Here is a 25,189-nt window from a genome sequence, read left to right on the forward strand (position 1 = left end):
ATAATTGACCTTATTCGGCTTGCCAGATATTGTTTTCCCCGTTCACGTCCGCCATTAATTGCGAAGGATCTATAAGTATGGCTTTGATGCTGGAAACAGGCTTGTCTATCGTAAATTCATAAGTTGGAAAAGCCCATGGCCAGTCTGGCAAAACCGTTCTTTTTATTTGTGGATAAGGGTTGTCCTTCTCACCGCGCATCATTCTCAACGGAGCATAGAAAGTTTCTCGGGTATCATCGTTGTAAACGACCAATACATCTTGTGGCATAGGCATAAGACCTATACGCTCCAGGGTTATTTTTGTTCCATTACCATTGCTCTCTACAGATTTTATACCGTAATCTATGGTATTGGTGGTTTGTGTCCAATCTGTCAAATACCAATCCAACTCCATCCCCGACACTTTTTCAGCCGTTCTTTTAATATCATTGGGAACAGGATGCTTAAACTTAAAATCGGCATAATATTTTCTAAGGGTTTCCATCAGTTTATCCTGACCTATCACATAACCTAATTGTGACAAGAATATAGCTCCTTTGCTATAGGCTGCGATACTATAGGCGAAATTTAGCTCATACCTGTCCGCATGGGTGCTTTGTGGCTGTTCTTTTCCTGATTGTACTAGATTGTAATAACCTTTATAGGAATTTTCGAACGGATTGTCTTTGTTGCTTTCCCTGATCTCATTACTGCAAAGGGCAGAAATAAAGGAAGTGAAGCCTTCGTCCATCCACTCATGCTTAGATTCGTTGGTGGCCAAGACGTGCTGAAACCAAGAGTGTGCAAGTTCATGGATCATAGTACCTATTACACTACCAGGCCTGTCTCCACCTGTAATTAAAGTTCCCATGGCGTATTCCATGCCGCCGTCTCCACCCTGTATAACGGAATATTGGTCGTACGGGTATGGTCCGATGTTCTTGTTAAAAAAGTCCATGGCCTTTGCTGTCATCGGCTGAACGGCCTTCCATGTTTCTTCGAACTTAGGATCGTTCTTATATAGAAAATGCAGTGTAGTACCGTTTTCCATTTTTAGGGTGTCGTGTACATAGTCTGGATCTGCGGCCCACATAAAATCGTGTACCATCGGTGCTTTAAAATGCCAAGTAAGTGTTTTGCCCTTTTGTTTTTTAACCTTGGTTCCCGGAGCTTCATAGCCGTGGCCAATCTCTTGCGGATTTTGTAAATACCCGGTTCCTCCAACAACATAATCCTTATCTATCGTCAGTTTTACGTCAAAATCTCCCCAGACACCATGAAATTCACGGGCAATGTACGGGTCTGCGTGCCACCCTTCAAAATCATATTCGGCAAGCTTTGGATACCATTGGCTCATAGAGAGGGCAACACCATCTTTATTATTACGGCCAGAACGTCTTATTTGAACAGGTACTTGGCCCTTAAAGGTCATTTCAAAGGTAGTTTTACCTCCAGAGGGGATTGGTTTTGCCAGGTCTACAACCAAGACCGTACCTTCTTCGTTAAAAGACACCTTTTGGCCATCTTGTGTCAATGATTCTACGTGCAAATACCCAATTTCATCTTCTTTGAGCGCTGCAATACGACTTTTTTTGTCCTCCGTGATCATTCTACGGTCAGGGTCCTGAATATTCTGTAACCTAATATCCATTTCGCTACCTGGTTGAAAAGCATTGAAGAACAGGTGGTAATACACTCTTGTAAGCTCGTCGGGAGAATTATTGGTGTATACCAATTTCTGTGTTCCGGTATATTGATAGCTCTCCACATCCATGTTCACATCCATGGTGTAGTCTACATGCTGTTGCCAATAATTGGCTTGGTTTTGGGCATTTATAGAACAAGCGAAACCCGTAACCATTAATAGCGAAAGAAATAACGTTTTCATTTTTAGGTGTCTTTATTTATTACAATTGTAGTTGGCCGGCACTTACTTTGCTTGCCATAATTAAAGCATTATAGGCATTTACTATTTTACCGGAGGTGGATATTTCCGATAAAGAAGCACTTTTTGAGTTATCTCCCCCTAAAATAACCTTAGTTTTAATGGATAGCCCAGAATTAAGAATAATTTTCTTTACCTGTGAGGCGGTTAAATTTGGATATTGAGAGAACAATAAAGCCGCTACACCCGCTACCGCTGGGGCCGCCATTGATGTGCCTGGAGAAAACTCATATTTGTTGTTTGGAAATGTAGAGTAAATATCTGTTCCAGGAGCAAAGACATCTACGTTAATTTTACCATAATTTGAATAGGAAGCAACCAGTTCAGAACCATATTTGGGATCTAAGGCCCCCACGGTTATTACATTGTCCGCAAATTCAGGACCATTGTTGATCTGATCGTTCGGAAAATTTGGGTTAGATGGATCATCAAGGTCCGCACCATCGTTACCTGCCGCATGTACAAAAAGCACTCCTTTTTCGGCAGCATACTTAATGGCATCATATACCCATTCTGCATTGGGCGAAAATGCTTTGCCAAAACTACCGTTAATTACCCTTGCCCCATTATCAACCGCATAGCGGATACCACGAGCAATATCCTTATCATATTCGTCCCCGTTCGGTACGGCCCTGATACTCATAATGGCAACATTGTTGGCAACACCGTTGGCCCCTTTTCCATTGTTTCTTTCTGCAGCTATAATACCGGCAACATGTGTTCCGTGACTTTCGTCATCGACCCTGTTATTAGGATTTCCGTTTCCGTAATCCGTATCGTTCCAATCATAAGGATCGTCGCCTACAATTTCACGTCCGTTAAAATCTTTGTTGAGGTTATAATTTAGTTGCTCGGTAAAATAATTGATGCCATCGCCCAATTCTTCGATTACCTCAGGAATAGTCTCTTTTATAGAGAACATTTGGGCAAGAATGGCCTGGCTTCTCTGCAAACTCTCCGTAGTTGCTTTAATTCCCGCAACATCTTCTTTGGTATAACTGTCTTTGCCTAAGTGTGCTTTAACCTCGCTGTCGGCATTTTTAACGGCTTGTAAAATTTGCTCGTACTGTTGCTTGTTCTGCTGAGCCTCGGCATATTCGGAGTCTAATTTTGCCTGTGCTTTTGACAATGTGGCTTGATCTCCGATATTTAATCGAAGCATGCGCACATATTCTAGTTGCTCGTTATAAGATTCTCCCAAAAAGTTATAGCCATGAATATCGTCTACATAGCCATTGTTGTCATCATCTATGTTGTTTCCTGGTATTTCATCGGTATTGGTCCAGATAACACCATCTAGGTCTTCATGGTCTAGATCGATGCCAGAATCTAGCACGGCTACAATAACCTTGGTCCCTTTTTTGTTCTTTATAATTTCATCATAGGCTTTGTCTACACTCATACCTGGGATGGTATCGGTGGCCAGATCTAGATGTCCCCAGTGTTTCTTTTCTTTTTCTGTTAATTCAGAAACCTTAATGGGAACGGTATCTATATTTTCTACAGGGGTTAAAATTAACCCGCCAGAACCACCGCAAGATATAAGGATGGAGAAAGATAGAATTAATAAGGATTTAGGAAATATACGTGTCATATAAAGTGATTAAAGATGTTTGTTGTTAATTAAAAATTTCGTCAAAGGTATGGGTCTTGTCCAGAACAACGCCTTTTTCTGTTCTTTTTAGGGTGCACAATTGGTTGTGCGCATCGTGTTCAAAAAACAGATAGTAGTTTTTGTCCACCGCTTCGTTTAAAAACATTTCTTTTTCTGAAAGTGTTTTCAGGGGTCTTGTGTCATAGCCCATAACATATGGTAATGGAATATGACCAACGGTAGGAATGAGATCTGCTACAAAAACAATGGTTTTTTCTTTATAGTGTAGTTGGGGCAACATTTGCTTTTCGGTATGGCCGTCAACAAATAAAATATTAAAATTGAATTCTGTACTCTTGACAAAAGTGTTTGTTTTTTCTGGGGTGCCAATAAATTTTAACTGACCGCTTTCTTGCATAGGTATCAAGTTCTCTTTTAAAAATGAGGCTTTTTCCCTAGCGTTTGGCTCCGTTGCCCATTTCCAATGTTTTTTATTCGTCCAAAAAGAGGCGTTTTTAAAAGCCGGTTCAAAACCTGTACGGTCTTTGTTCCATTGAATACTGCCCCCACAATGGTCAAAATGAAGATGGGTCATAAACACATCGGTAATATCATTTCGGTGAAAACCGGCCTTGGCAAGGGAATCATCCAACGAAAAATCTCCCCACCTGTGGTAATATCCAAAAAACTTGTCCGATTGCTTGTTTCCCAACCCCGTGTCTATCAAAATAAGTCGGTCGCCATCCTCTATCAAAAGGCTTCTCGCGGCTATGTCTATAAGGTTATTGTTGTCTGCGGGGTTTGTTCTTTGCCATAAGGTTTTAGGTACCACACCGAACATGGCGCCTCCATCCAATTTAAAATTACCTGTCTCTATGGGGTATAGATGCATTTCGTAAAAAGAATAATAAATTCGGAAAATTAACCAAAATGAATATAATCAGGTACTATTTAAGAGTTTTTAACTCAAAGAAATAGATTGCTTACAATCAATATTGAAAGAATATAATTGACAACACTTTTTTTATAAGGGGTTAGTTTATATGGTATTACACCAATTTTTCTATTGAGTGGTGTGCAAGAGGTTTGGTCAAGTGCTTTTCAATTTCTTTATAGCTATTGGACCGTTCTATGTCTATTGGGTCTATAGAGGAACTCAGCACAAATACCTTGCACTGTTCCGTCAGGTTTTCGGGTAGTTTAATATAGTGTTCCATAAACTCAAAACCATCCATCCCCGGCATTCTTATATCCAAGAAAATAATGTCTGGAAAAGAGTTTTCGTTGGCATTTTCCAAATATTTAAGCGCATCGGCTCCAGAGGTTTTCGTTATAATGTCCGAAACCAGTTCTGATTTTGAAAGAACCGCTTTATTAATGTAGTTGTCTATTTCAGAATCATCTATTAAGAGTACTCTTTTAGAACCCATAATTTAATTGGTTTTGTTAGGTATAGTTATTACAAAAGACGAACCCTTATTGGGGCTGGACTCTACACTTATACTGCCTTCTAATTTATTCAAAATTTCTTTAACAATATATAATCCGATACCGGAGCCCATTACTTTTGACGATACTCGGTAAAACATATCAAATATTTTGTTTTGAAGCTCTTTTTCAATACCGGGTCCATTATCCTTTATTTCTATGACGGCATTTTGCTGAGAGGTCGTAATATTGATCCAAACGGTAGGGTTGTCCTTATCCGTGTCATGGTACTTAATGGCATTTGAAACCAGATTGTTCAATAATACCAAGACCCTTTTTTTGTCAGAGACAAAGGGTATATTGTTTTTTACTTCTTTGACAAATGTTATACCCCGTATGTTTTTCAGGTACCAAAGACTTTCTAGAACCTCGTCGATTAAATCGTGAAAATCTATTTTACTCAAATTAACTTCTAGGTTCCTATTACGGGAAAACTCTATTATTTCTTTAATAAAATCATCTAATCTAGTAATGGAGTTTTCCATCATTTGCAATTGATGAATACAGTGAGACTCTTGTTGCTCATCCATCATAATTTGTATCAACCCTAGAACAGAAGTTAACGGAGCCCTTAATTCATGGGAAGCACTATACACAAAACTATCTAGTTCTGAATTTGTTTTTTTAAGTTCTAGGTTTTGTTGCTCAAGTAGTTCTTCTGCCTCTTTTCGCTTGGTGTTGTCCACTATGGTAATCAAATAATGCTCCACACCCTCTAGCATTAAAGATTCTATGGATAACAACAAGGATAGTGTAGTGCCGTTTTTGAGGGTAACATTAAACACCTCGTTTTTGAGCTCATTGTTTTTTAGAAAGACCTCCCATAGTTGTTCGGACATCGAAGAAATTTCGTCGTTAACGATTAGGGCTTCCGACTCCAGTATAGTGCTGCCCAAGAGGTTCTCTCTAGTGCTGTTCAAAATGGCACAGGCCCTGGAATTTAACTCTACTATTTTTTTGTCCTTGTCGAGGATGAACATTCCTATCAGGTTGGTATAAAAAGCTTTTGAGAACTTTTCCTGGGTTTCCCGCAGTGCCTTTTCTGCTTCTTTTTGAGATGTTATATCTACCGCGGTACCTTGATATCTGATAGGAACATTGTTCTCGTCCAACACTACTTCCATTTGTACCAACACATGTTTTATCGTGTTGTCTTTATGAACAATTCTAAAGCTAAAAGGAGAATGGTCCTTCATCTCAATATTACGGGCCAACATCTCATCATGAAACTCCAGGTCTTCTTTATGAATCAATTTTCGGGAAAACGGCACATCTATTACCCTACCTGGTTCAACGTCATATATTTGGTACATTCTTTCTGACCAATCTATGATTTGTGTTTTTATGTCCCAGCTCCAATAACCTATTTTACCTATGCGTATTGCGGCATCCATTTTAGATTGTAAGGACAAAATCTCCTTTTCCGTTTTTTTCCTTTCAGATAGGTCAAAGGCTACCGCCCCTATACCTATAGGCTCTTTGGTTTCTCTGTCCGTAATTATAAAGGCAGAAAACTCTACAGGTACGTACTTGTTCGTTTTAAGGTTTTTAAGATATACTTCTCCGTTCCAAGAACCTTTTTCGTGAATAAGAGGTAGGTACTCATTATAGATGATATCTTTTGATTCTTCTGGAAAGAAATCGAAAACAGATATGTTAGATAGGTCGCTTTTAGGAGTTAGGCCTACCAATTTTTTGCCGGCATCGTTTATGTAAACAGATTTGCCCTCTAGGTCAGAAGAGCCTATAAAACCAAGACTGTTCTCTATAATGGACAATAATTTTTGGTTCTCTTTTTCGGCTAATTTTTTTCTGGTTATGTTTCTAAAGTAAACGGTAGAACCACTTGGGGACGGATATATATGAATGGCGAGCCAACTATTGAATTCTCTGTTATAATGCTCTAAATAGGCATATTTCTGGTTTTTTAAAGAATCGTTGAACACTGAGAAAGCAGGTGAATCGGCAAATTCAGGAAACTCTTCCCACATGTTTTTTCCCAATACATCATCTGGCTTTTTATCTATTATTCTTGCCGCTCTGGCATTTACATAAACAAAGTTCCAGTCTTTGTCAAATGCCACATAAGCATCAGAGATCCGCTCTGTTAGCTCTCTGTACTTATTTTCACTTTGAGCCATTTTTATTTGAGCTTTTTTTGCCTCTGTTCTATCTACGTAAGTGGCTAAAATATGTGTTTCCCCGTTATAAGTATAGGTTTCCGCAGAAGCTAACAAATGAATTATAGTACTATTTCTTGGAAGGAGCTCAATTTCCAACGAAGAGAATCGACCATGTAATTTTAATGATTGTAGTGCCTCTTCCAGTTTAGAATCCTGGTCTTTGACAAGAGGGCCGACTTCCCGTATTCTTTTTCCTTTTATTTCTTGTAGCCCATACCCGATCATGTCCAAAAAGTAGGCATTGGCATCTACAAACGTTAGTTGCTGGTCAAAAATGGCCATACCTACCGTACGGGTATTAAAGGCCATACTAAACTTTTGTAGGTTGTTTTGTGCTATTAGCTCTAGCTTTTTTCTCTCGGTGGTATCCCTTACAATACCTAATATCGTATTGTTGGGGAGCATTTTAGATTTTATCTCTCCGTAAAAGGTGGTGCCGTTTTTTTTAAGGAGCTTGCGTTCTGTTCGTAAAGTAGCCCCTTCCATAAGTTTAGGGAAGAGAAAGGGTTTTTTTTCTAATTCTCCGGGAGCTATCAATTCTGACAAATGTTTGTGCAACATTTCATCTTTATTGTACCCGAACATATGTGAACCTATAATATTGGTTTCTAATACTTTACCGTCGTGTGTTGTAATAAAAATGCCGTCAGAAGCTTGGTCTATCAACGTTTTGTATTTTTCCTCACTTTCTTTGAAAAGATCAACTTTTTCTTGAACCATTTTGTTGAGTTTTTCAGGTTGTCTTATGAGAAAAAGAACAAAAAGACCAGCGACAACAGCTAGCAAAAACCCTAAAACACTAAATATTAGCGTCGTATCTATTGTTGTTTTGTTGTTGGAGATTACATAGAGTTTTAATTCCCCTTTGCCTATTGTAATAGGCACACTATGAGCATTTTTAATGTTAATTTTTTTAGAGGAAAAAAATACTTCTTCCGATTTGTCAGGGTTAATTTTTGCCAATTGATATACAAACCTTCCGTTCCGCAAAGAGTCGGAAGGTAGGGCGCTCAAAAAGCTGGACAATTTGATTACCGCGGCGGAGAACCCCTCAAAGGAACCGTTTTTAAATATTGGGGTTCTACCAACAAACCCAGATCCGCCTTGTTTTAATTTTATAGGTCCCGTTAGAAAAAAGTCCTTTTGCTTTATTGTTTTAAGAGCCCCTTGTTTTCCAATAGAGTCTTGCAAGATGTTAAATCCAACTAAATCGTTACCTTTTAATGGATATACATGGGTAATTATTCCTTCTTTGTTTACGAGCTCTAAAGCATCTATTTTATCGTTCGAGTCCAACAATAATTGTGAAATACTGTCAAAATCGGACGGAACCCCGTAATTGCCAATGATAAAAGATAAAGATTGTGTGGTGGCGTAACTTTGGTTAAAAATATTCTGTAAACCTTCTTTTACCCGTAAGGCCTGAAGGGTTATTTCTTCTTGATCCCCGCTTTTTAACAACAGAAACCTTTGGTACACAAAAAATTGGGTAAAACACAATACAATTATGAAAACCGTAAAACCTACCAAAAAAGGCCTTTTTAAGATGTTTTGTTTAAGAGGACGGATCATTCTATGAAATTAACATCAATTGTTTTTAAATCAAAAAAACCGGTAAAATCCATCAACATATTTATATGGTAAAATAAAATTTCACTTAAAAATTTATTGATTTTAAGTTATAAACTTTTTAAGGATTTTTAGAGAAGAAGTCTTATAGATTGTTTAAAATATTTTTAATGGAGGGAACAAACCGCAAAGGTAAAAAAGTCTTCTTTAAAAGAAAGATTTTCTGTACAATAAGTAGGATTTTTATTCGAACACACCTTTTTTATACATAAAAAGGCTGTTTCGGGTACAGAAATGAACAAGAGCTGTTTGTGGTATACAAACCTATAAACGAACAGTGATTGAATAATGGAGGATAAAGACTATAGCAGGGATTAAGTATATAATGTTATCGTAAATAGTTTATCATATATACTATTTGAACGCTCTATTGGGCAAGGTTTTTCTTCATAGATGATTTTTTTCTATATTAAAACCTATCTTGCTTTAAATTTTTTTTATGGTAGAATTAGCTGGGATTATTATTCTTGGAATCATTGCGCAATGGGTAGCATGGCGATTTAAACTACCGGCCATTTTACCTCTTATTCTAATAGGTTTGTTAGTTGGGCCAATATCTACATTGTTTACGGAAGACGGCACAAAATTGATTAGACCTATTTGGAACGAAAAAGAAGGTCTTTTTCTTGGGGAAAGTCTATACCACTTTGTTTCCTTGGCAATTGGGGTTATATTGTTCGAAGGGGGACTCACCCTAAAACGCTCGGAAGTAACCAGGGTAGGCCCCGTAATTACCAAGCTTATCACCATAGGTAGTGCGGTGACTTTCTTTTTAGCGGGTACCGCGGCACATTTTATTTTTGGACTTACTTGGCAAATATCCTTTTTGTTTTCAGCCCTTATCATCGTTACCGGACCAACCGTTATTACACCTATTCTTAGAAATATTCCTTTAAAAAAAGATCTTTCTGCCGTATTAAAATGGGAGGGAATACTTATAGACCCTATCGGGGCCTTGGTTGCGGTATTGGTGTTTGAGTTTATTAGTATTGGTGAAGGACAAGGGTATACCCAAACAGGCCTATTAGAATTTGTAAAGGTTTTATTGCTGGGCTTTACCTTTGGTTTTTCTTTTGCCCATGCACTTACTTTGGCGATAAAAAAGAATTACGTTCCCCATTATTTGCTAAACGTGGTATCCTTGTCTGTGGTACTCTCCGTGTTCGTTATTTCTGAATTGTTCGCACACGAATCTGGCTTATTGGCCGTGGTCGTTATGGGTATGGTCATGGGAAATACCCAATTACCCAATATTAAAGAGCTGCTTTATTTTAAAGAGTCGCTGAGCATACTTTTGATTTCGATGCTCTTTATTCTGCTTTCCGCAAGTATGAATTTACCCGAACTTGAACTATTGTACAGCTTTAATACACTTATTCTTTTTGCTATTGTTGTTTTTGTCGTGAGACCATTGGGTGTGTTTTTAAGTACGATGGGGTCTAACCTTAATTTTAGGGAAAAACTGTTTATAAGTTGGGTAGGCCCAAGAGGAATAGTGGCTGCGGGTATTGCTTCACTTTTTGGGTCTAAATTGATCTTAAGGGGCGAGCCAGGAGCGGAATATATAACACCATTGGTTTTTATGATCGTTTTAGGCACCGTTTTGCTAAACGCGTCCACCGCCCGCTTTATGGCAAAGCTGTTAGGGGTGTTCTTAGAAAAATCGGAGGGGGTTCTAATCATAGGGGCCTCTAAGGTGTCTAGGTTAATTGCAGATTATCTGCATAGGAACAACCGCCATGTGGTGCTCATCGACAACAACCAGACCAATATAGAAAAAGCCAAAAAACAGGGGCTGGAAGCCCTTGTGGCCAACATCTACTCAGATACGTTGTCGGACAATATAGAGTTAAACGATGTAGGCTATCTTATGGCCCTTACAGGAAACTCGGAAATAAACAAGTATGCCATTGATAAGTTTAAGAAACAATTTGGGGAGTACGGTTCGTTTAGATTGGTAGATTCCGATGAAATGAACGACCCCGAGAACAATCCGAAGGAAGGGTTGTTTTCCCATACGGACGATTTCATAAAACTATCCGAAACGGCCAGAAAATACCCTGTGATCCATGAAATTGAACTAAACGATACGGAACACTACGAGGGCTTAATAGAGATAACAAAAGCGGACCCGGAAATTATACCGTTATTTCTTAAAACCCCCGATGGTGATTTAAAGATTATTCCTGCCCATAGTAAAAAGTTCACCGATATTGAAAAGGGTTCTAAGTTGGTCTATTTGGGGAAGATGTTCGATATTGTTAATGGGGCTGATTCTATTGAATAACGGTTATTCGACCCTTATAAGCACGCACTGCGTGTAGGTGGACAAAAACCTACAACCAGTGTTTTTTAGAGACCTTAAAAAATGCCGATGCAGTATTTGCCTAGTTTAATCGTTTAGTTTCAATACGGCCATAAATGCCTCTTGTGGTATTTCTACGTTACCTACTTGGCGCATACGTTTTTTCCCTTTCTTCTGCTTTTCCAATAATTTTCTTTTTCTTGAAATATCTCCACCGTAACACTTGGCGGTAACATCTTTACGAAGCGCCTTTATGGTTTCCCTAGAAATGATCTTAGAACCTATAGCGGCCTGTATCGGAATATCGAACTGTTGTCTTGGAATCAGTTCTTTCAGTTTTTCGCACATCTTTTTACCAATGGTAGAAGCACTGTCAAAATGTATCAGTGCCGAGAGGGCATCCACTGTTTGTCCATTGAGCAGAATGTCTACACGAACCAATTTTGATACCCGCATACCAATGGGGGCATAATCGAAAGAGGCATACCCTTTTGATACGGTCTTTAGGCGGTCGTAGAAATCAAAAACTATTTCGGCCAATGGCATATCAAAATTTAACTCTACCCGTTCTGTGGTCAAATAGGTCTGATTGGTAATCTGTCCCCTTTTTTCGATACAAAGAGACATAACGTTGCCCACAAAGTCAGATTTGGTAATAATGGTCGCTTTTATATAAGGTTCCTCTACCCTGTCTATGGTAGATGGGTCGGGAAGGTCACTAGGATTGTTTACTATTAAAGGTGTATCGGGATCTTTTCTTGTATAGGCGTGGTAACTAACGTTCGGAACGGTAGTGATTACGGTCATATCGAACTCGCGCTCTAAACGTTCCTGAATAATTTCCATGTGCAACATTCCCAGAAAGCCACAACGGAAACCAAAACCAAGGGCGGCACTACTTTCTGGAGCAAAGACCAAAGAAGCATCGTTTAACTGCAGTTTTTCCATAGAAGACCGCAGCTCTTCAAAATCTTCGGTGTCCACGGGGTAAATACCTGCAAAAACCATGGGTTTTACATCTTCAAAGCCTGCGATGGGGTTTTTTGTAGGGTTGTCGGCATCGGTAATGGTATCACCCACCTTTACTTCCCTGGCATCTTTGATTCCGGTAATCAAATATCCTACATCACCGGTATTAATGACCTGTTTTGGGTGTTGCGTTAGTTTTAAAGTACCTATTTCATCTGCATAATAGCTTTTTCCGGTTGCGACAAACTTAATTTTCTGATTTTTTTTGATCGCTCCGTTTACGACCCTAAAGTAGGTCTCTACCCCTCGAAAGGGATTATATACAGAGTCGAAGACCAAAGCTTGCAAGGGCTCTTCCGAATTGCCCTTTGGGGCGGGCACACGTTCTATAATGGCACTCAATATTTCTTCGATTCCAATACCGGTCTTGGCACTGGCAGGAATCACCTCTTCGGCATCACAACCCAGTAGATCAACAATATCGTCGGTGACCTCTTCTGGATTGGCACTTGGTAAATCTACCTTGTTCAACACAGGAATGATCTCTAAATCGTTCTCAAGGGCCAAGTATAAATTAGAAATAGTCTGTGCCTGTATGCTCTGGGCAGCATCTACCACTAAAAGCGCTCCTTCACAGGCGGCAATAGAACGGGAAACCTCATATGAAAAATCGACATGTCCTGGAGTGTCGATAAGGTTTAAGATATATTTTTCTCCCTTGTATATATAGTCCATTTGTATGGCGTGGCTCTTAATGGTAATGCCCCGCTCACGTTCCAGGTCCATGTTATCCAATAATTGCTCTTTCTTTTCTCTTTCGGTCACCGAACCGGTAAAATCCAAAAGTCTGTCCGCCAAGGTACTTTTACCGTGGTCTATATGGGCAATTATGCAAAAATTACGAATATTTTTCATAGCAATCGACAAAAAGGATAAAGCTAATAAAAACAGGATTAATGAGGGTTTTTAAAAGCAACTGCAAATATAATCTAATTTAAATGGACATTGAATGTAGGTAAGTGGAAATAAAAATGTTGAAGATATAACACCTAATAAATGGATTACAAAATTTGTAAAGAAAAACCGTAATATTTTGTTAGATTTGATGTTCAACCAGATTATAAGTGAGGCTATTACTCCTATTTTTTATCATTGCTATAGGATTTTTTCAAGAAGCGATGGGTCAGTCTTTTCAGCTCTCCGGAACTATTAAGGACGAGTCAGGAACTCCTATAGCGTTTGCTTCGGCTTTTCTGCTTCATCCCGAGGACGGTACCATGGTAAACGGTTCTTCGGCCGATGAGAACGGAATGTTTATCATTGAAAATATTCAACCCGGGCTTTATTTGCTAAAGGCCAGTTATATAGGGCAAGTGTCTAAAGACCTTCCTTTGGATATTGATAGGGATATAAAAATAGGGGCCTTGGTGATACCACAACAGGTGGAAGAGCTGGATGAGGTCGTTGTTTTCAGTAATAGGCCCAAGGTAGAGCGTAAGGTAGACCGTTTGGTGTTCAATGTAGAAAATTCTGTGCTATCACAGAGCAGTTCTTGGGATATCTTAAGTCAGACACCCGGTGTAATTACCATTAGAGATGAGTTTCAAATAAGGAATCAGCCCGCCGTTGTTTACATAAACGACCGTAAGGTTCAGCTGTCTTCCGAAGAAATAAGAAACCTGTTGGAAAACTACCAAGGTGAGAACATAAAATCTATAGAAGTAATTAACAATCCGCCGGCCAGGTATGATGCAGAGGGCGGTGCCGTACTGAACATTGTTACCAGCAAAAACATTTCTCTTGGCTATAAGGGCAATGTAAACACCAATTATACACAAGGTGTTTTTCCTAAGTATAATTTTGGCACTTCCCATTTTTATAAAACAAAAAAACTAAATCTTAACGCCAGTTATTCATATGCTCCACGAAAAGACTTCAAAGACGTAAGAAACGAAACCAATTTTATAAACGATTCTGGCATTTTTTCTAGGTGGGATACCGATTTTGATAAGATCAACAGATTTAAGACCCATAATGCGGGTATTGTGGTAGACTATGAGTTTGATGATAGAAATGAAATAAATTTCACATCCAATGCACAGATATCCCCGGACAGGAAATATGACAATTTTCAGTATACCTCTATGGAAAATGGGCAAGGGGTGTTAGATTCTACCTCAACAACCACCAGTATGCTGGACGAGGACAAAAACAATATTTCTGGCGACCTTACCTTTAAACATAGTTTTAATGAAAATGGTTCTATTCGTATTAATGGCCATTATACCAATTTTGATCAGGCGAGAACACAAGATGCCAGATCCGATTATTTTAGACCGGATGGGTCATTCATACGCGATTACGCGTTTTTTACAGACGAAAAGCAAGACATTGAAATAATTACCGCACAAGTAGACTATAATAGTCAGTTGGGCGAAATTGGTGTTGAGGCCGGTCTTAAGACATCTCTGATAAATTCGCAAAGCCAGCTTAGTTTTTATACCCAGAACAATGGAAGGGAATACGTTTCTGCCCTATCGGACGATTATCTGTACGATGAAGATGTATATGCCGGTTACATCAGTTTTTCAAAAGATTGGGAAAAATGGAGCATAAAGGCAGGTCTTAGGGCAGAGCAGACAGAAAGCTCAGGAAATTCCCTAGTGTTGTCAAAGGTTAATAATTTGGACTATTTTGAACTCTTCCCCACCTTTTATTTGCTTCACTCCATAAACGAGCACCATAGTTTGTCCTTCGATTATTCAAGAAAAATAAAGCGGCCCAGATATGAGGATCTAAACCCATTTAGAACCTTTATAAACGAAAATATTTTTTATGAGGGAAACCCCTATTTGTTGCCCAGTTTCAGTAACAATTTTAATCTGAACTATACCCTGAACCAAGAATACTTCTTTGACTTTTATTACCGGGACAATGGCAATTATATTTCTACATTGTCATTTCAGGACAACGATAACCAAGTGCTAATAGACATGTCTCAGAATGTCTTGGAAAGCACCTCTTATGGCTTTGATTTTAATTATGGAAAATCCATCACCAATTATTGGTATCTATACAGTTATATTTCCATTTTTCATGAAGAGGAGACTTTCTTGGCCTTGGAGAGCGATGAGATATCGGCCAAAAACGATTTCAATGGTTTTTACGTAGATCTCACCAATTATATAACTCTGTCGCAAGACGGTACGTTCAAGGGCGAGTTAGGAGTGGCTTACCTATCCGGTTATTTGGTAGGTTCCTATATACAGGCGGAATCCACGAACCTTACCCTTGGTCTACAAAAATCTTTATGGAACAGAAGAGCCCAGATCAGTTTGTCGGTTAACGATATTTTAGGCAAGGCCAATCCATGGAACACATCTAAATACCTGAATCAGAATAACATGTATAGGCCGGTTGAGGAAACCCAAAATTTTAGAATAGGGTTTACCTATAATTTTGGAAACTTTAGGTTGGATGACAACAAACGAGAAATAGAGAAGGAAGAAAGGGACCGATTGGGGTCAGAATAATATCAACCCCTCTTTTTTGTAATATATCAGATACATTTTTGCGTAAGTAATTTCCGAATATTTTATATTTTTAGGCCTTTACCCTCTATTAATTTATGAACAGGAATTTTAGTTTATTTTTAATTTTTTCTCTGCTGTTTTTTTCTGCCAAGGCCCAGGAATATAGTATTAAAGGAAGGGTGTTGGATTCTAAGGAGCAGCCTTTGGTTTTTGCGAATGTCTTACTTCAATCTACAGACACTGTTTTGCTGGCGGGTACGGCCACGAACGAAGATGGTTTTTTTGAGTTGAACAATGTTCAAAAAGGAACCTATTTATTGTCGGCAAGTTACTTGGACAACGTTTCTGAAATAAAAAAAATATCGGTCACTACCGATATAGATGTGGATAGATTGATAATAGAACAGACCGAAGAGGTTTTAGATGAGGTAGTGGTGAGCTACAAAAAACCCACAATAGAGCAAAAAGCGGACCGTGTGGTTTTTAATATAGAGAACACCTCCCTTTCCGATAGTGATATTTGGAGTGTGATAAAGAGAACGCCGGGCGTAATTATCGTAAACGACAAGATAAGCATCAAGGGCAGTACCAATATTGGGGTAATGATTAATGGTAAAAAGGTAAATATTCCCCAAGAAGATATTATTAACCTACTATCGGGGAGTTCTGCAAGTAATGTAGAGGCGATAGAGGTGGTACTTAATCCGCCGGCAAAATATAGTGCCGAAGGCGGAATGTTGTTGGATATAAAAATGAAAAAGAACCTGATCGCCGGTTATAATGGATCGGTATACAACAGATATACCCAGGGAGTTTTTCCAAAACACATGTTGGGCACCGACCATTTTTTTAAGGGAGAAAAGACCGATTTTTCCTTAACCTACAGTTTTAGGAACGATAAAAGATTGAACCGGTATACGGATATCACCAATTTTTTTGAGGACAATGCCGTCGATGAGATTTGGACCGCCGAGCAGAGTACGGTTTCTAAGGGCAAGCACCATAATGTAAATGCCTTTTTTGATTATCGGATAAATGATAGAAACAACCTTAGTATATCTACGATAAACTCTTTTTCAACACCGGCCAATAGGTATATAACCTCACAAACGCTAATTGCCGACCCTAACGGAGCATTGAGTTCTAGCTTTTCTACCGACAACAATTCCGATTATGAAGTCTATAACACCTCTTATTATTTGGATTGGACACATAAATTAAAACGAAAAGGGGCCGAAATTTCATTTAGCAACCATTTTACCTATTATGATTATGATAGGGGACAGGAAATAAACACCGATTTTTATGATTTGAACGGAACCGTTACCGGATCCAATGACTTTACCACGAATTCTGGACAAAAAACGGCACTTTATACCTTTCAATTGGACTATGCTACACCGATTAAAAAAGCATCAAAATTAGAAACAGGTTTGCGCTATGCCGGCATTAATTCAGAATCAAGGGTGTTGCAAGAAGGGTTTGATCGTAACCAACCAGGAATAGACCCTACGGAAGAAGGCTTGTTTTCGTATGACGAAAGTATTATGGCGGCCTATGTAAGTTTAAACAACAATTGGGAAAAATGGCAACTTAATATGGGTCTAAGGTCAGAATATACCGAAACAAAGGGTAATTTGGCAACCAACCTTGCCCCTATTAAAAACTCATATTTAGAATTTTTTCCATCTATATCAGTACAGCATGAATTAAGTGAGAAAAACGATTTAAACCTTAAATATTACCGTAGAATTACAAGACCTAGATATGACGATTTAAATCCGTTTCAATATTTTCAGAGCAACAATGCCGTTGTTGAAGGAAACCCTTACCTAAAACCAACGACCAGAAATTATATTTCATTTGGCTATACCTACGACAAATCTTATACGGTAGAACTGTTTTATTTGGTCAAAAAAGATGATTTTTTTGAGCAAGTGGTTCAAGATAACGAAAGTAACCTGCTGAGGTTCGTAAGTACCAATTTAGAGTCTAACCAAAGCTATGGTATAGATTTTAGGGTAAACAAAAGATGGACGAATTTCTGGGACACCTATGTTTTATTAAGTTACTTCTATAAGGAAAATGGTTTTACAGACCTGGATACCGGAAATCTGTTAGAGAATAATATCATGACCGCGTATTTTGTTGCCAATAACTATTTTACCCTTTTAAAAGATAAATCGCTTTTTGCGGATATTACTTTTAGGTATTTGGCACCAACGGTCTATGGCAATTCTGAAAGAGAGTCTACCAGTGAGCTAGGGCTATCTTTTCGAAAGACGATATGGAACAAAAAGGCTAGTATCTCTTTAGGGGTGGAAGATATTTTCAATGACGGTAATATTTTTTCTACCCGAAACTATCTAAACCAGAACAACAGTACATTCTCTAGAAGCGAAAAAAGACTTTTTGTCTTTGGTTTTAGGTATAAGTTCGGCAACACGAAAATTCGTGACAACCAAAAGAGAAAGGGTACAGAGGAGGATAGCAGAATATAGGGCTATGGCATACCGATCATAATAGTGCCGCAAACACCTAAGCTAATAAGCAAGTAGACTCCGGCAAGGATAACGAATATCTTACCGGCCTTCTTTTTATGTTTTAACAATAAGACCACCCCGATGATAAGAAAAAGAATCGCGGGGCCGAACATGATTAAAAAAAGGAAGATGAACAGGCCGTCCATACTTCCAACTTCTAAGGGTAAATGGATCATGGTATTTCTTTTTGTAGTTCTTTCAATCGGTTAATTTTATCATCCCTATAAAAAAGGTTCATCGTTTCAAACGGGATTATTTTATTGTCTTTGTTCACGATATGGACACATGATTTTTTGATTGCCCTCACATCAAAATTGTGGGCGTCTACGAACTGCATTATGATGATACGAAAAAGATTGTCGTACCCCAATTCGGGGGCATCTATTTCGGGTAGGCAGCACATGATGCTTTGTAGGTTTTCCGATGCTTTCTCTACCGAGTTACCGGTACTAAAAAGGGCAATCATTTTTCCGTGCAGTTGCTCGTCTTGTTCGTAGATGATGGTATTTTTTCCTTCGTTCAATAGATCATCGGGGTTGATATATCGGGTCAAAGGGCTTACTTCATCATCTATCTTTAAGGCATAGGCCATGACCAGGGCATCGGGGTTGCAGGGTACCGGTATTAGATCGTCGGGTTCAAAAATAGGGGACTGCTCCAGTATTTTTCTACGCACCTCTGTTAGGGTAATTCTATTTTCATCGACATCAAAATTCTCTAAACGCCCGGCGATCTGTGTAGGTTGAAAGGTAACTCCCCGCACGCATTTTTGACGAAGGGCAAAGTCTATGGTCTCACCCATTTCATGGTCGTTAAGGCCTTTTTGAAGCGTAACCACCAAGGTTGTGGAAAGGTTCAACCTATTTAGGTGCTCCAGTGCCTTTAAACGAATGTCGGCCAAATCTGCCCCTCGTAGGGTTTGTAAAACCTCGTTGTTCAAGGAATCGAACTGCAGGTAAATCTCAAAATCTGGCATATAGGTCGCCAGTTTCTCGGCAAATCCAAAGTCCTTCGCAATTTTTATACCGTTGGTGTTCACCATCAAATGGCGAATGGGCAAAGTTTTACAGTAGTCCAGAATTTCAAAGAAATCGGGGTGTAGGGTGGGTTCGCCACCGCTGAGCTGTACCACATCGGGCTCGCCTTCGTTCTTTACGATGGCATCCAACATCGATTTTACCTCTTCCAATGTACGGTGCCTGCCATAGGTGGGCGATGACCCGGCATAGCAGGTAGGGCAGGTAAGGTTGCAACGGTCTGTTAGCTCCACCACGGTTAGGCATGAGTGCTGTTCGTGATCGGGGCACAGGCCACAATCGTAGGGGCAACCGTAATGTGTTTTCGTATTAAAGGTTTTCGGGTACTCCGATGCTTTGTTGTAGTTTCGTATGTTTTTGTAATATTCGATATCGTCGGCAATAAGCACTTTTGAGGTTCCGTGCTCAGGGCAACGTTTTAGCATATATACCTTTTCATTTTCAAAAATAATCTTGGCATCCACCCTTCTTAAACACTCAGGGCAAAGGCTTAGTGTAAAATCATAATACACGTAATTTTTTTCGGGCATAGGACAGTCCTTGACGGATGAATTTAAAATAGTAAAGAAGACAAATTAAACATAATATTTGAATGCTACTGAGTCCTGCGATGAAAAACGTATTGGGTTTTAGGAACTCTATAAAGAATCTAAAAGTAAAGTAGCTGACCATAAAAAACTTAAAATAGGCCCCGCTTTCAAGGGGAACGAATTTCTTTTGGCCATACTTCATGGTGATGAACAAGAAAACCATAAAAACAACCTCATATAGGGCAATGGGGTGTCTTGCAACACCGTCCCCCAGATTCATCCCCATAAAGAAAGTAGTGGGTTTTCCGTAGGTAAATTCTTTTACACCCAATAAAAAACAACCGATACGACCGATGATGATTCCTAAAATAATGGGTAGGGTAAACAGGTCGCCCGATGACTGTTTTTCGCCTATTATCTTTTTGGCGAGTTCCACTCCTAGGAGACCACCGAACAAACCGCCCATAATGGTCTTGTTGTTCAAGATGGCCAACCAGCCTTGTTGCCAGTGCAATACGGGGTTTTCGAAAAAGGCGACCAAGCGTGAAAATAACAAGGCCCCAAAAATGGCCCCTATAATTATGGACAGCCGATTGTTCGATGATATGGGATCATTGCTTCTTTTCCGTAAGAAAACGTAATACCTAAAAGCGATGAAAAAAGCCAGGTATTCCAACACTAGGTGTACATTCACCTTGGTGCCGAACAGTATAGGCTCGTAGGGAATAGTCATCCTTTATGTTCCTTTTAAGAAGGGTCTGCTACTCTTGCCACTCGGCTATGAACAAATTGGTATCCCTATTGCCCCCATTGTTGCGATTGCTCGAAAAGGCCAAATATTTGCCATCGTTTGAAAACACGGGAAAGGCATCAAAGGTTTTACCGTGGGTAACGCGCTCCAGGTTCTTACCATCGATATCGATTAGGTATAGGTTAAACGGAAACCCTTTCTCGGCCTCAAAATTACTTGAGAACAATATTTTTTTTCCGGATGGATGAAAGAACGGACTCCAATTGGCATTGCCCAAGAAGGTGAGTTGCCTTAGGTTGCTTCCGTCCGCATCGCATATAAAAAGCTCCATTTCGGTAGGTTCTACCAGGCCTTCTGCCAATAGGTCCTTATATTTTTTTATGGCTTCGGGCGTTTTTGGGCGAGATGCCCTAAAGATCAATTGGGTTCCATCGGGAGAAAAGAAGGCACCACCGTCGTAACCCAGCTCGTTGGTGATCTGTTTCACGTCCGAACCGTCCAAATTCATGGTATACAGCTCTAGGTCACCACTTCTATCAGAGGTAAAGACAATTTTATCGCCTTTGGGCGAGACCGTAGCCTCGGCATCGTAACCCGGCTCATCGGTCAATTGGGCCGTAATATTTCCTTCGAGGTCCGAAACAAAAATATCGAAGGTATCGTAAACGGGCCATACATAGTTTCCATTTTTACGCAGGGGAACCTCGGGGCACTCCTTATCCGCCAAATGGGTAGAGCCGTAGACAAAATGTTTGTTATCGGGTAAAAAATAGGCGCAGGTCGTACGGCCAAAACCAGTACTTATCATAGGGGGCCTAATGCTATCGTTGAAGCTTTGGTCCACATTCATCAAGAACATCTGGTCGCAGTTTAAACCCCAAGCCTCGTTGTTCGATTGAAAGACCAATTGTTTATCGTCCCAGCTCCAATACGCTTCGGCATTGTCTCCCCCAAAGGTAATCTGACGGATGCTCTTAAAATGTTTTTCCTCGGGGTAGATCAGGGTATCGGCACCGGCCATAATAGAGGTTGATTCTTCTTTTTGGGGTGCGGTATTCTTGGGTTCCGACTTGCAGCTTCCCAATAAACATAGGCTTCCTAAAATAAATAAAAGTCTCATGGAGTATGTGTATTTTTGTCAAAAATACACGCTATGTTACGCAATCAAATATTTTTATACATCTTTTTTGCGGTGCTGTTATCCTGTAAACAGGAAAAAGAGGTAGCCGTAAGTATGCAAGACGATGTTGTCTTTTTGGCAAGTGATAGCCTACAGGGCCGTGAAACAGGTACCCCCTACGAAATACAGGCGGCAGATTATTTACAAGGGCGTATGAAGCAGATCGGATTGGCACCAAAAGGAAACAAGGGTACTTATTTTCAGACATTTAGCTTTAAACCCAAGAAAGACCCGCATTCCGAAGTGCAGTTTGTAGCTGGCGATAGCACCATTACTGGAACCAATGTAATCGGGTATGTAGATAATAAAGCGGATAAAACAGTGATTATAGGCGCCCATTACGATCATTTGGGCATGGGGGGCGAAGGTTCATTGTATGCCGATGGAGAGGCAATCCATAACGGGGCCGATGACAATGCCAGCGGAGTGGCCGTATTGTTGGACCTGGCAAAAAAACTTAAGGATAGCGTTACGGGAAGCAATTATTTGTTCATCGCTTTTTCGGGCGAGGAAATGGGACTTTTGGGAAGTAATTATTTTTCTAAAAACCCGACCATCGATTTGAAAAAGGTGAACTACATGATCAATATGGATATGGTGGGCAGGCTAAGGGAAGACAAGACCCTATCCATTAGTGGAACAGGTACCGCCCCTATTTGGCCTCAGGTACTAAATGCCAATAACCCCGGGTTTAAGCTGGTCTTGAGCGAGTCTGGTGTAGGCCCTAGCGACCATACCTCATTTTATTTGCAGAATATTCCCGTGTTGCATTTTTTTACGGGGCAACATAAAGATTATCACAAACCTTCCGACGATTCCGACAAATTGAACTACAAGGGCATGGAAATGATCAGTGATTATATTTTGGATGTTATCGCTGACCTTGACGACGATGCCAAACTTGCCTTTCGCGAAACCAAGAACGAAAGCGAGGACACCCCTAGGTTCAAGGTGGCCCTAGGTGTAATGCCCGATTATTTGTTCGACGGAAAGGGCATGCGTATCGATGGGGTCACCAAAGGAAAACCCGCAGCAGCTGCAGGTCTACAAAAGGGCGATGTCGTGGTTAAATTGGGCGACAGTACCGTAGTGGATATGATGAGCTATATGCGGGCACTTTCGATTTTTGAGGAAGGAAACGAAACGGAAGTAACGGTAGACCGAAACGGAGAAAAGATAACTACGAAAATTACGTTCTAAATAAGCGTATTTTTGCATCCTTAAAATCAAAACTATTATATGCCCAAGATAGGCGACATAGAATTACCTGATTTTCCTTTATTGCTTGCACCGATGGAAGATGTAAGCGATCCACCTTTTCGTGCCCTGTGCAAAGAGAACGGTGCCGATGTGGTGTATACCGAGTTTATTTCTTCGGAAGGGTTGATTCGCGATGCCGCAAAGAGCGTCATGAAGTTGGATATTTATGAAAAAGAGCGTCCGGTAGGCATTCAGATATTTGGTGCCAACCTCGATTCTATGTTGCAATCGGTAGAAATTGTGGAGAAATCGAACCCCGACATCATAGATATCAATTTTGGGTGCCCTGTGAAAAAAGTAGTGAGCAAGGGTGCCGGAGCCGGTATTTTAAAGGATGTAGAGCTTATGGTCTCTTTGACCAAGGCCATGGTGGAACGCACCAAGCTGCCCATTACCGTGAAAACTCGTTTGGGATGGGACGAAAGCTCGATCAAGATCGTTGAGGTCGCCGAGCGTTTGCAAGATGTGGGGTGCAAGGCCATTGCCATTCACGGCCGTACCCGAGCACAGATGTACAAGGGTAATGCGGACTGGCGGCCTATTGCAGAGGTAAAGAACAATCCGCGGATGCATATTCCCGTATTTGGCAACGGGGACGTAGATACGCCCGAGGCCGCCAAGAAAATGCGGGACGAATACGGATTGGATGGGGCCATGATCGGCCGTGCCAGTATTGGTTACCCTTGGTTTTTTAACGAGGTAAAGCACTATTTTAAAACGGGAGAGCATATGGCACCGCCCAATATGAAAGCCCGGGTAGAAGCCGCAAGAAGGCATTTGCAAATGGCCATTGATTGGAAAGGGGAAAAACTGGGGGTTTTTGAGACCCGCAGGCATTATACCAATTATTTTAAGGGCATTCCCAACTTTAAGGAATACCGTATGAAAATGGTCACCAGTGACGATGCGGCCGATGTGTTCGCCGCCTTTGATGAGGTGTTGGACAAATTTGGCGACTACGAGTTCGTTTCCCAGTAGCCCTTCATTCTAAAAAAAGGGATTATTCTTTTTAAAGAGCTTTCAATATTTGGGCCGAAAGATGTTTTACATAGCCATTGGAGAATTTTCTCTCACCGGTATCTTCCCTATAATTCTCTAAATAGCCCCCATATTGTTGTAACAAATTGTTTTTTGCCCCTTTTGTTGCGGCCGACTTTATATCTAACTCCAAAGCCTTCTTCAAATAGCTTTGGGCATTGTTGAAATCTTCGGTCATTATAGACAGGTTATACAAGTTCATTAAAATGCCCCATTTTATCTTTTTTATTTTCTTGTCCGGGCTGACATAATCGGACAAAAGACCTTTCCAATAATCAAGGTGAGCGTTTATTTGCTGTTTGTTGGCCCTTAGATCTTTAATGGAGCTAAAACTAGCGTCGCATAAAGAGACCAAATTATTTAATTGTTCTTCGGTCTCGTTGGTAAGGGCTTTGTTCTTCTTGTCCTTTATATAATAGAAACTTTGGTATTCTTTAGCCATATGGTTATCGTATATATCCTTGATCGTACCGGTAACTTTTTTTAGAAAATTTTCACCCAGTTTTATGTCCAGATATTTTTTGATGGTATACGCACTTATGTCCGGCACCACGGGATCCCCTTCCAAATCCAAGTACTTTTCTTTTTCCTTAACAGGAAAACTTATAGTGGTAGGTATTTTTGTGCCACGTACATCCGCTTTTGGTAAAATAGGGATCTCCCAGAACTGGGTCAGTTCTTCGTTGTAATAAAAGAGCAGTTTTACACTTGCCCTTTCTTTGGGTAAAATATCTATAGTATAGGTCTTGTCATCGGCAGGGGCAATGGTACCCTTAACATCGAGTACATCAACAGAAATACCGCTTACCGCCACAAATATATCCGGTGCCTCATCACCCTTGATTTTTCTAAAACCTTCTAGCTGCAGCTCTTTTTTAAATTCATCATTGCTAAAGTTCATAACCTCACCGGTGCCAAGTACCAATTCTGCCCAATAGGTTTCCACATCTTTTGGGGCCACTTGGTTGGCGTAATTTGGCATGGTAACCGTAATTCCTTTTGTTTTTAAAGATTGTGCCTGTGATTGTATAAAAGAGAAGAAGGCAAAAAGAAGAATATAATATTTCATTGTAATAAGGGGACTAAACAGTTTTCGACTTTGTTCAAAAAAATAAGAATTCCTATTTGTGAATAAGGTATAATTTTTTTGACAAATAACAATTGTAGTAGTCTAAAAACTAGGCAGTAAGGGTTTTTGTCTAGATGAAAAACACCATTTAAAAAG

The 25,189-nt window shown here is 39.9% G+C and carries 16 protein-coding genes; 5 read left to right on the forward strand and 11 right to left on the reverse strand.

Annotation, left to right across the window (positions count from 1 at the left end; translation table 11 throughout):
- Positions 1–10: 10 nt before the first annotated feature.
- The 5 genes from AB657_RS13135 to AB657_RS17730 form a co-directional block, all read right to left on the reverse strand.
- The gene (locus AB657_RS13135) at positions 11–1,867 is read right to left on the reverse strand and encodes a M1 family metallopeptidase (RefSeq protein ID WP_047246905.1); all 1,857 of its coding nucleotides are present in this window, start codon (positions 1,865–1,867) and stop codon (positions 11–13) included.
- A 19-nt stretch (positions 1,868–1,886) separates the two neighbouring features.
- Positions 1,887–3,518 carry a S8 family peptidase gene (locus AB657_RS13140; RefSeq protein WP_047246906.1) on the reverse strand — a complete coding sequence of 544 codons (1,632 nt, stop codon included), beginning with the start codon at positions 3,516–3,518 and terminating at the stop codon, positions 1,887–1,889.
- Positions 3,519–3,543: 25 nt separating this feature from the next.
- Complete coding sequence (locus tag AB657_RS13145; protein WP_047246907.1) at positions 3,544–4,410, reverse strand: MBL fold metallo-hydrolase; 867 nt, start codon at positions 4,408–4,410, stop codon at positions 3,544–3,546.
- Positions 4,411–4,567: 157 nt separating this feature from the next.
- Positions 4,568–4,948: a response regulator gene (locus tag AB657_RS13150; RefSeq protein ID WP_047246908.1), complete on the reverse strand. Its 381-nt coding sequence runs from the start codon at positions 4,946–4,948 to the stop codon at positions 4,568–4,570.
- A 3-nt stretch (positions 4,949–4,951) separates the two neighbouring features.
- Complete coding sequence (locus AB657_RS17730) at positions 4,952–8,761, reverse strand: PAS domain S-box protein (RefSeq protein ID WP_052958708.1); 3,810 nt, start codon at positions 8,759–8,761, stop codon at positions 4,952–4,954.
- Between the two features lie 496 nt (positions 8,762–9,257).
- On the opposite strand from AB657_RS17730, the gene AB657_RS13160 reads away from it, so the two are divergent.
- On the forward strand, positions 9,258–11,105 hold the full coding sequence (locus tag AB657_RS13160) for a cation:proton antiporter (RefSeq protein ID WP_047246909.1): 1,848 nt from the start codon (positions 9,258–9,260) through the stop codon (positions 11,103–11,105).
- A gap of 105 nt (positions 11,106–11,210) precedes the next feature.
- Here the strand turns inward: AB657_RS13160 and lepA are convergent, their stop codons facing one another.
- A complete protein-coding gene (gene lepA, locus AB657_RS13165; RefSeq protein ID WP_047246910.1) occupies positions 11,211–13,007 on the reverse strand; it encodes a translation elongation factor 4 in 1,797 nt (598 codons plus the stop codon).
- 209 nt (positions 13,008–13,216) lie between these two features.
- Between lepA and AB657_RS13170 the strand changes: the two genes are divergently transcribed.
- Both AB657_RS13170 and AB657_RS13175 read left to right on the forward strand, forming a co-directional pair.
- Positions 13,217–15,625 carry an outer membrane beta-barrel family protein gene (locus AB657_RS13170; protein ID WP_232304884.1) on the forward strand — a complete coding sequence of 803 codons (2,409 nt, stop codon included), beginning with the start codon at positions 13,217–13,219 and terminating at the stop codon, positions 15,623–15,625.
- Between the two features lie 95 nt (positions 15,626–15,720).
- Complete coding sequence (locus tag AB657_RS13175) at positions 15,721–18,126, forward strand: outer membrane beta-barrel family protein (protein WP_047246912.1); 2,406 nt, start codon at positions 15,721–15,723, stop codon at positions 18,124–18,126.
- A 2-nt stretch (positions 18,127–18,128) separates the two neighbouring features.
- Here AB657_RS13175 and AB657_RS13180 read toward each other — a convergent pair whose 3' ends face one another.
- Genes AB657_RS13180 through AB657_RS13195 form a run of 4 tightly spaced genes read right to left on the reverse strand, consistent with a single transcriptional unit; the run spans position 18,129 to position 21,606 of the window.
- Positions 18,129–18,344, reverse strand: coding sequence for a hypothetical protein (locus AB657_RS13180; protein WP_047246913.1), 216 nt, complete (start codon positions 18,342–18,344; stop codon positions 18,129–18,131).
- On the reverse strand, positions 18,341–19,735 hold the full coding sequence (locus tag AB657_RS13185) for a radical SAM protein (protein WP_047246914.1): 1,395 nt from the start codon (positions 19,733–19,735) through the stop codon (positions 18,341–18,343). Before AB657_RS13185 ends, AB657_RS13180 begins: the two co-directional genes overlap by 4 nt.
- Positions 19,707–20,468 carry a prolipoprotein diacylglyceryl transferase family protein gene (locus tag AB657_RS13190; protein ID WP_047246915.1) on the reverse strand — a complete coding sequence of 254 codons (762 nt, stop codon included), beginning with the start codon at positions 20,466–20,468 and terminating at the stop codon, positions 19,707–19,709. The genes AB657_RS13185 and AB657_RS13190 overlap by 29 nt, the downstream gene beginning before the upstream one ends.
- Positions 20,469–20,496: 28 nt before the next feature.
- Positions 20,497–21,606 (reverse strand): TolB family protein, encoded by a 1,110-nt coding sequence (locus AB657_RS13195; RefSeq protein WP_047246916.1) that lies wholly within the window; start codon positions 21,604–21,606, stop codon positions 20,497–20,499.
- Between the two features lie 33 nt (positions 21,607–21,639).
- Here AB657_RS13195 and AB657_RS13200 point away from each other — a divergent pair, with 33 nt between their 5' ends.
- Positions 21,640–22,866 carry a M28 family peptidase gene (locus tag AB657_RS13200; protein WP_047246917.1) on the forward strand — a complete coding sequence of 409 codons (1,227 nt, stop codon included), beginning with the start codon at positions 21,640–21,642 and terminating at the stop codon, positions 22,864–22,866.
- Positions 22,867–22,905: 39 nt separating this feature from the next.
- Positions 22,906–23,904 carry a tRNA dihydrouridine synthase DusB gene (gene dusB, locus AB657_RS13205; protein WP_047246918.1) on the forward strand — a complete coding sequence of 333 codons (999 nt, stop codon included), beginning with the start codon at positions 22,906–22,908 and terminating at the stop codon, positions 23,902–23,904.
- Positions 23,905–23,935: 31 nt separating this feature from the next.
- Here dusB and AB657_RS13210 read toward each other — a convergent pair whose 3' ends face one another.
- On the reverse strand, positions 23,936–25,033 hold the full coding sequence (locus AB657_RS13210; protein ID WP_047246919.1) for a hypothetical protein: 1,098 nt from the start codon (positions 25,031–25,033) through the stop codon (positions 23,936–23,938).
- Positions 25,034–25,189 lie beyond the last annotated feature (156 nt).

The sequence above is a fragment of the Maribacter thermophilus genome (genome assembly GCF_001020565.1).
Taxonomy (GTDB): Bacteria; Bacteroidota; Bacteroidia; order Flavobacteriales; family Flavobacteriaceae; genus Maribacter; species Maribacter thermophilus.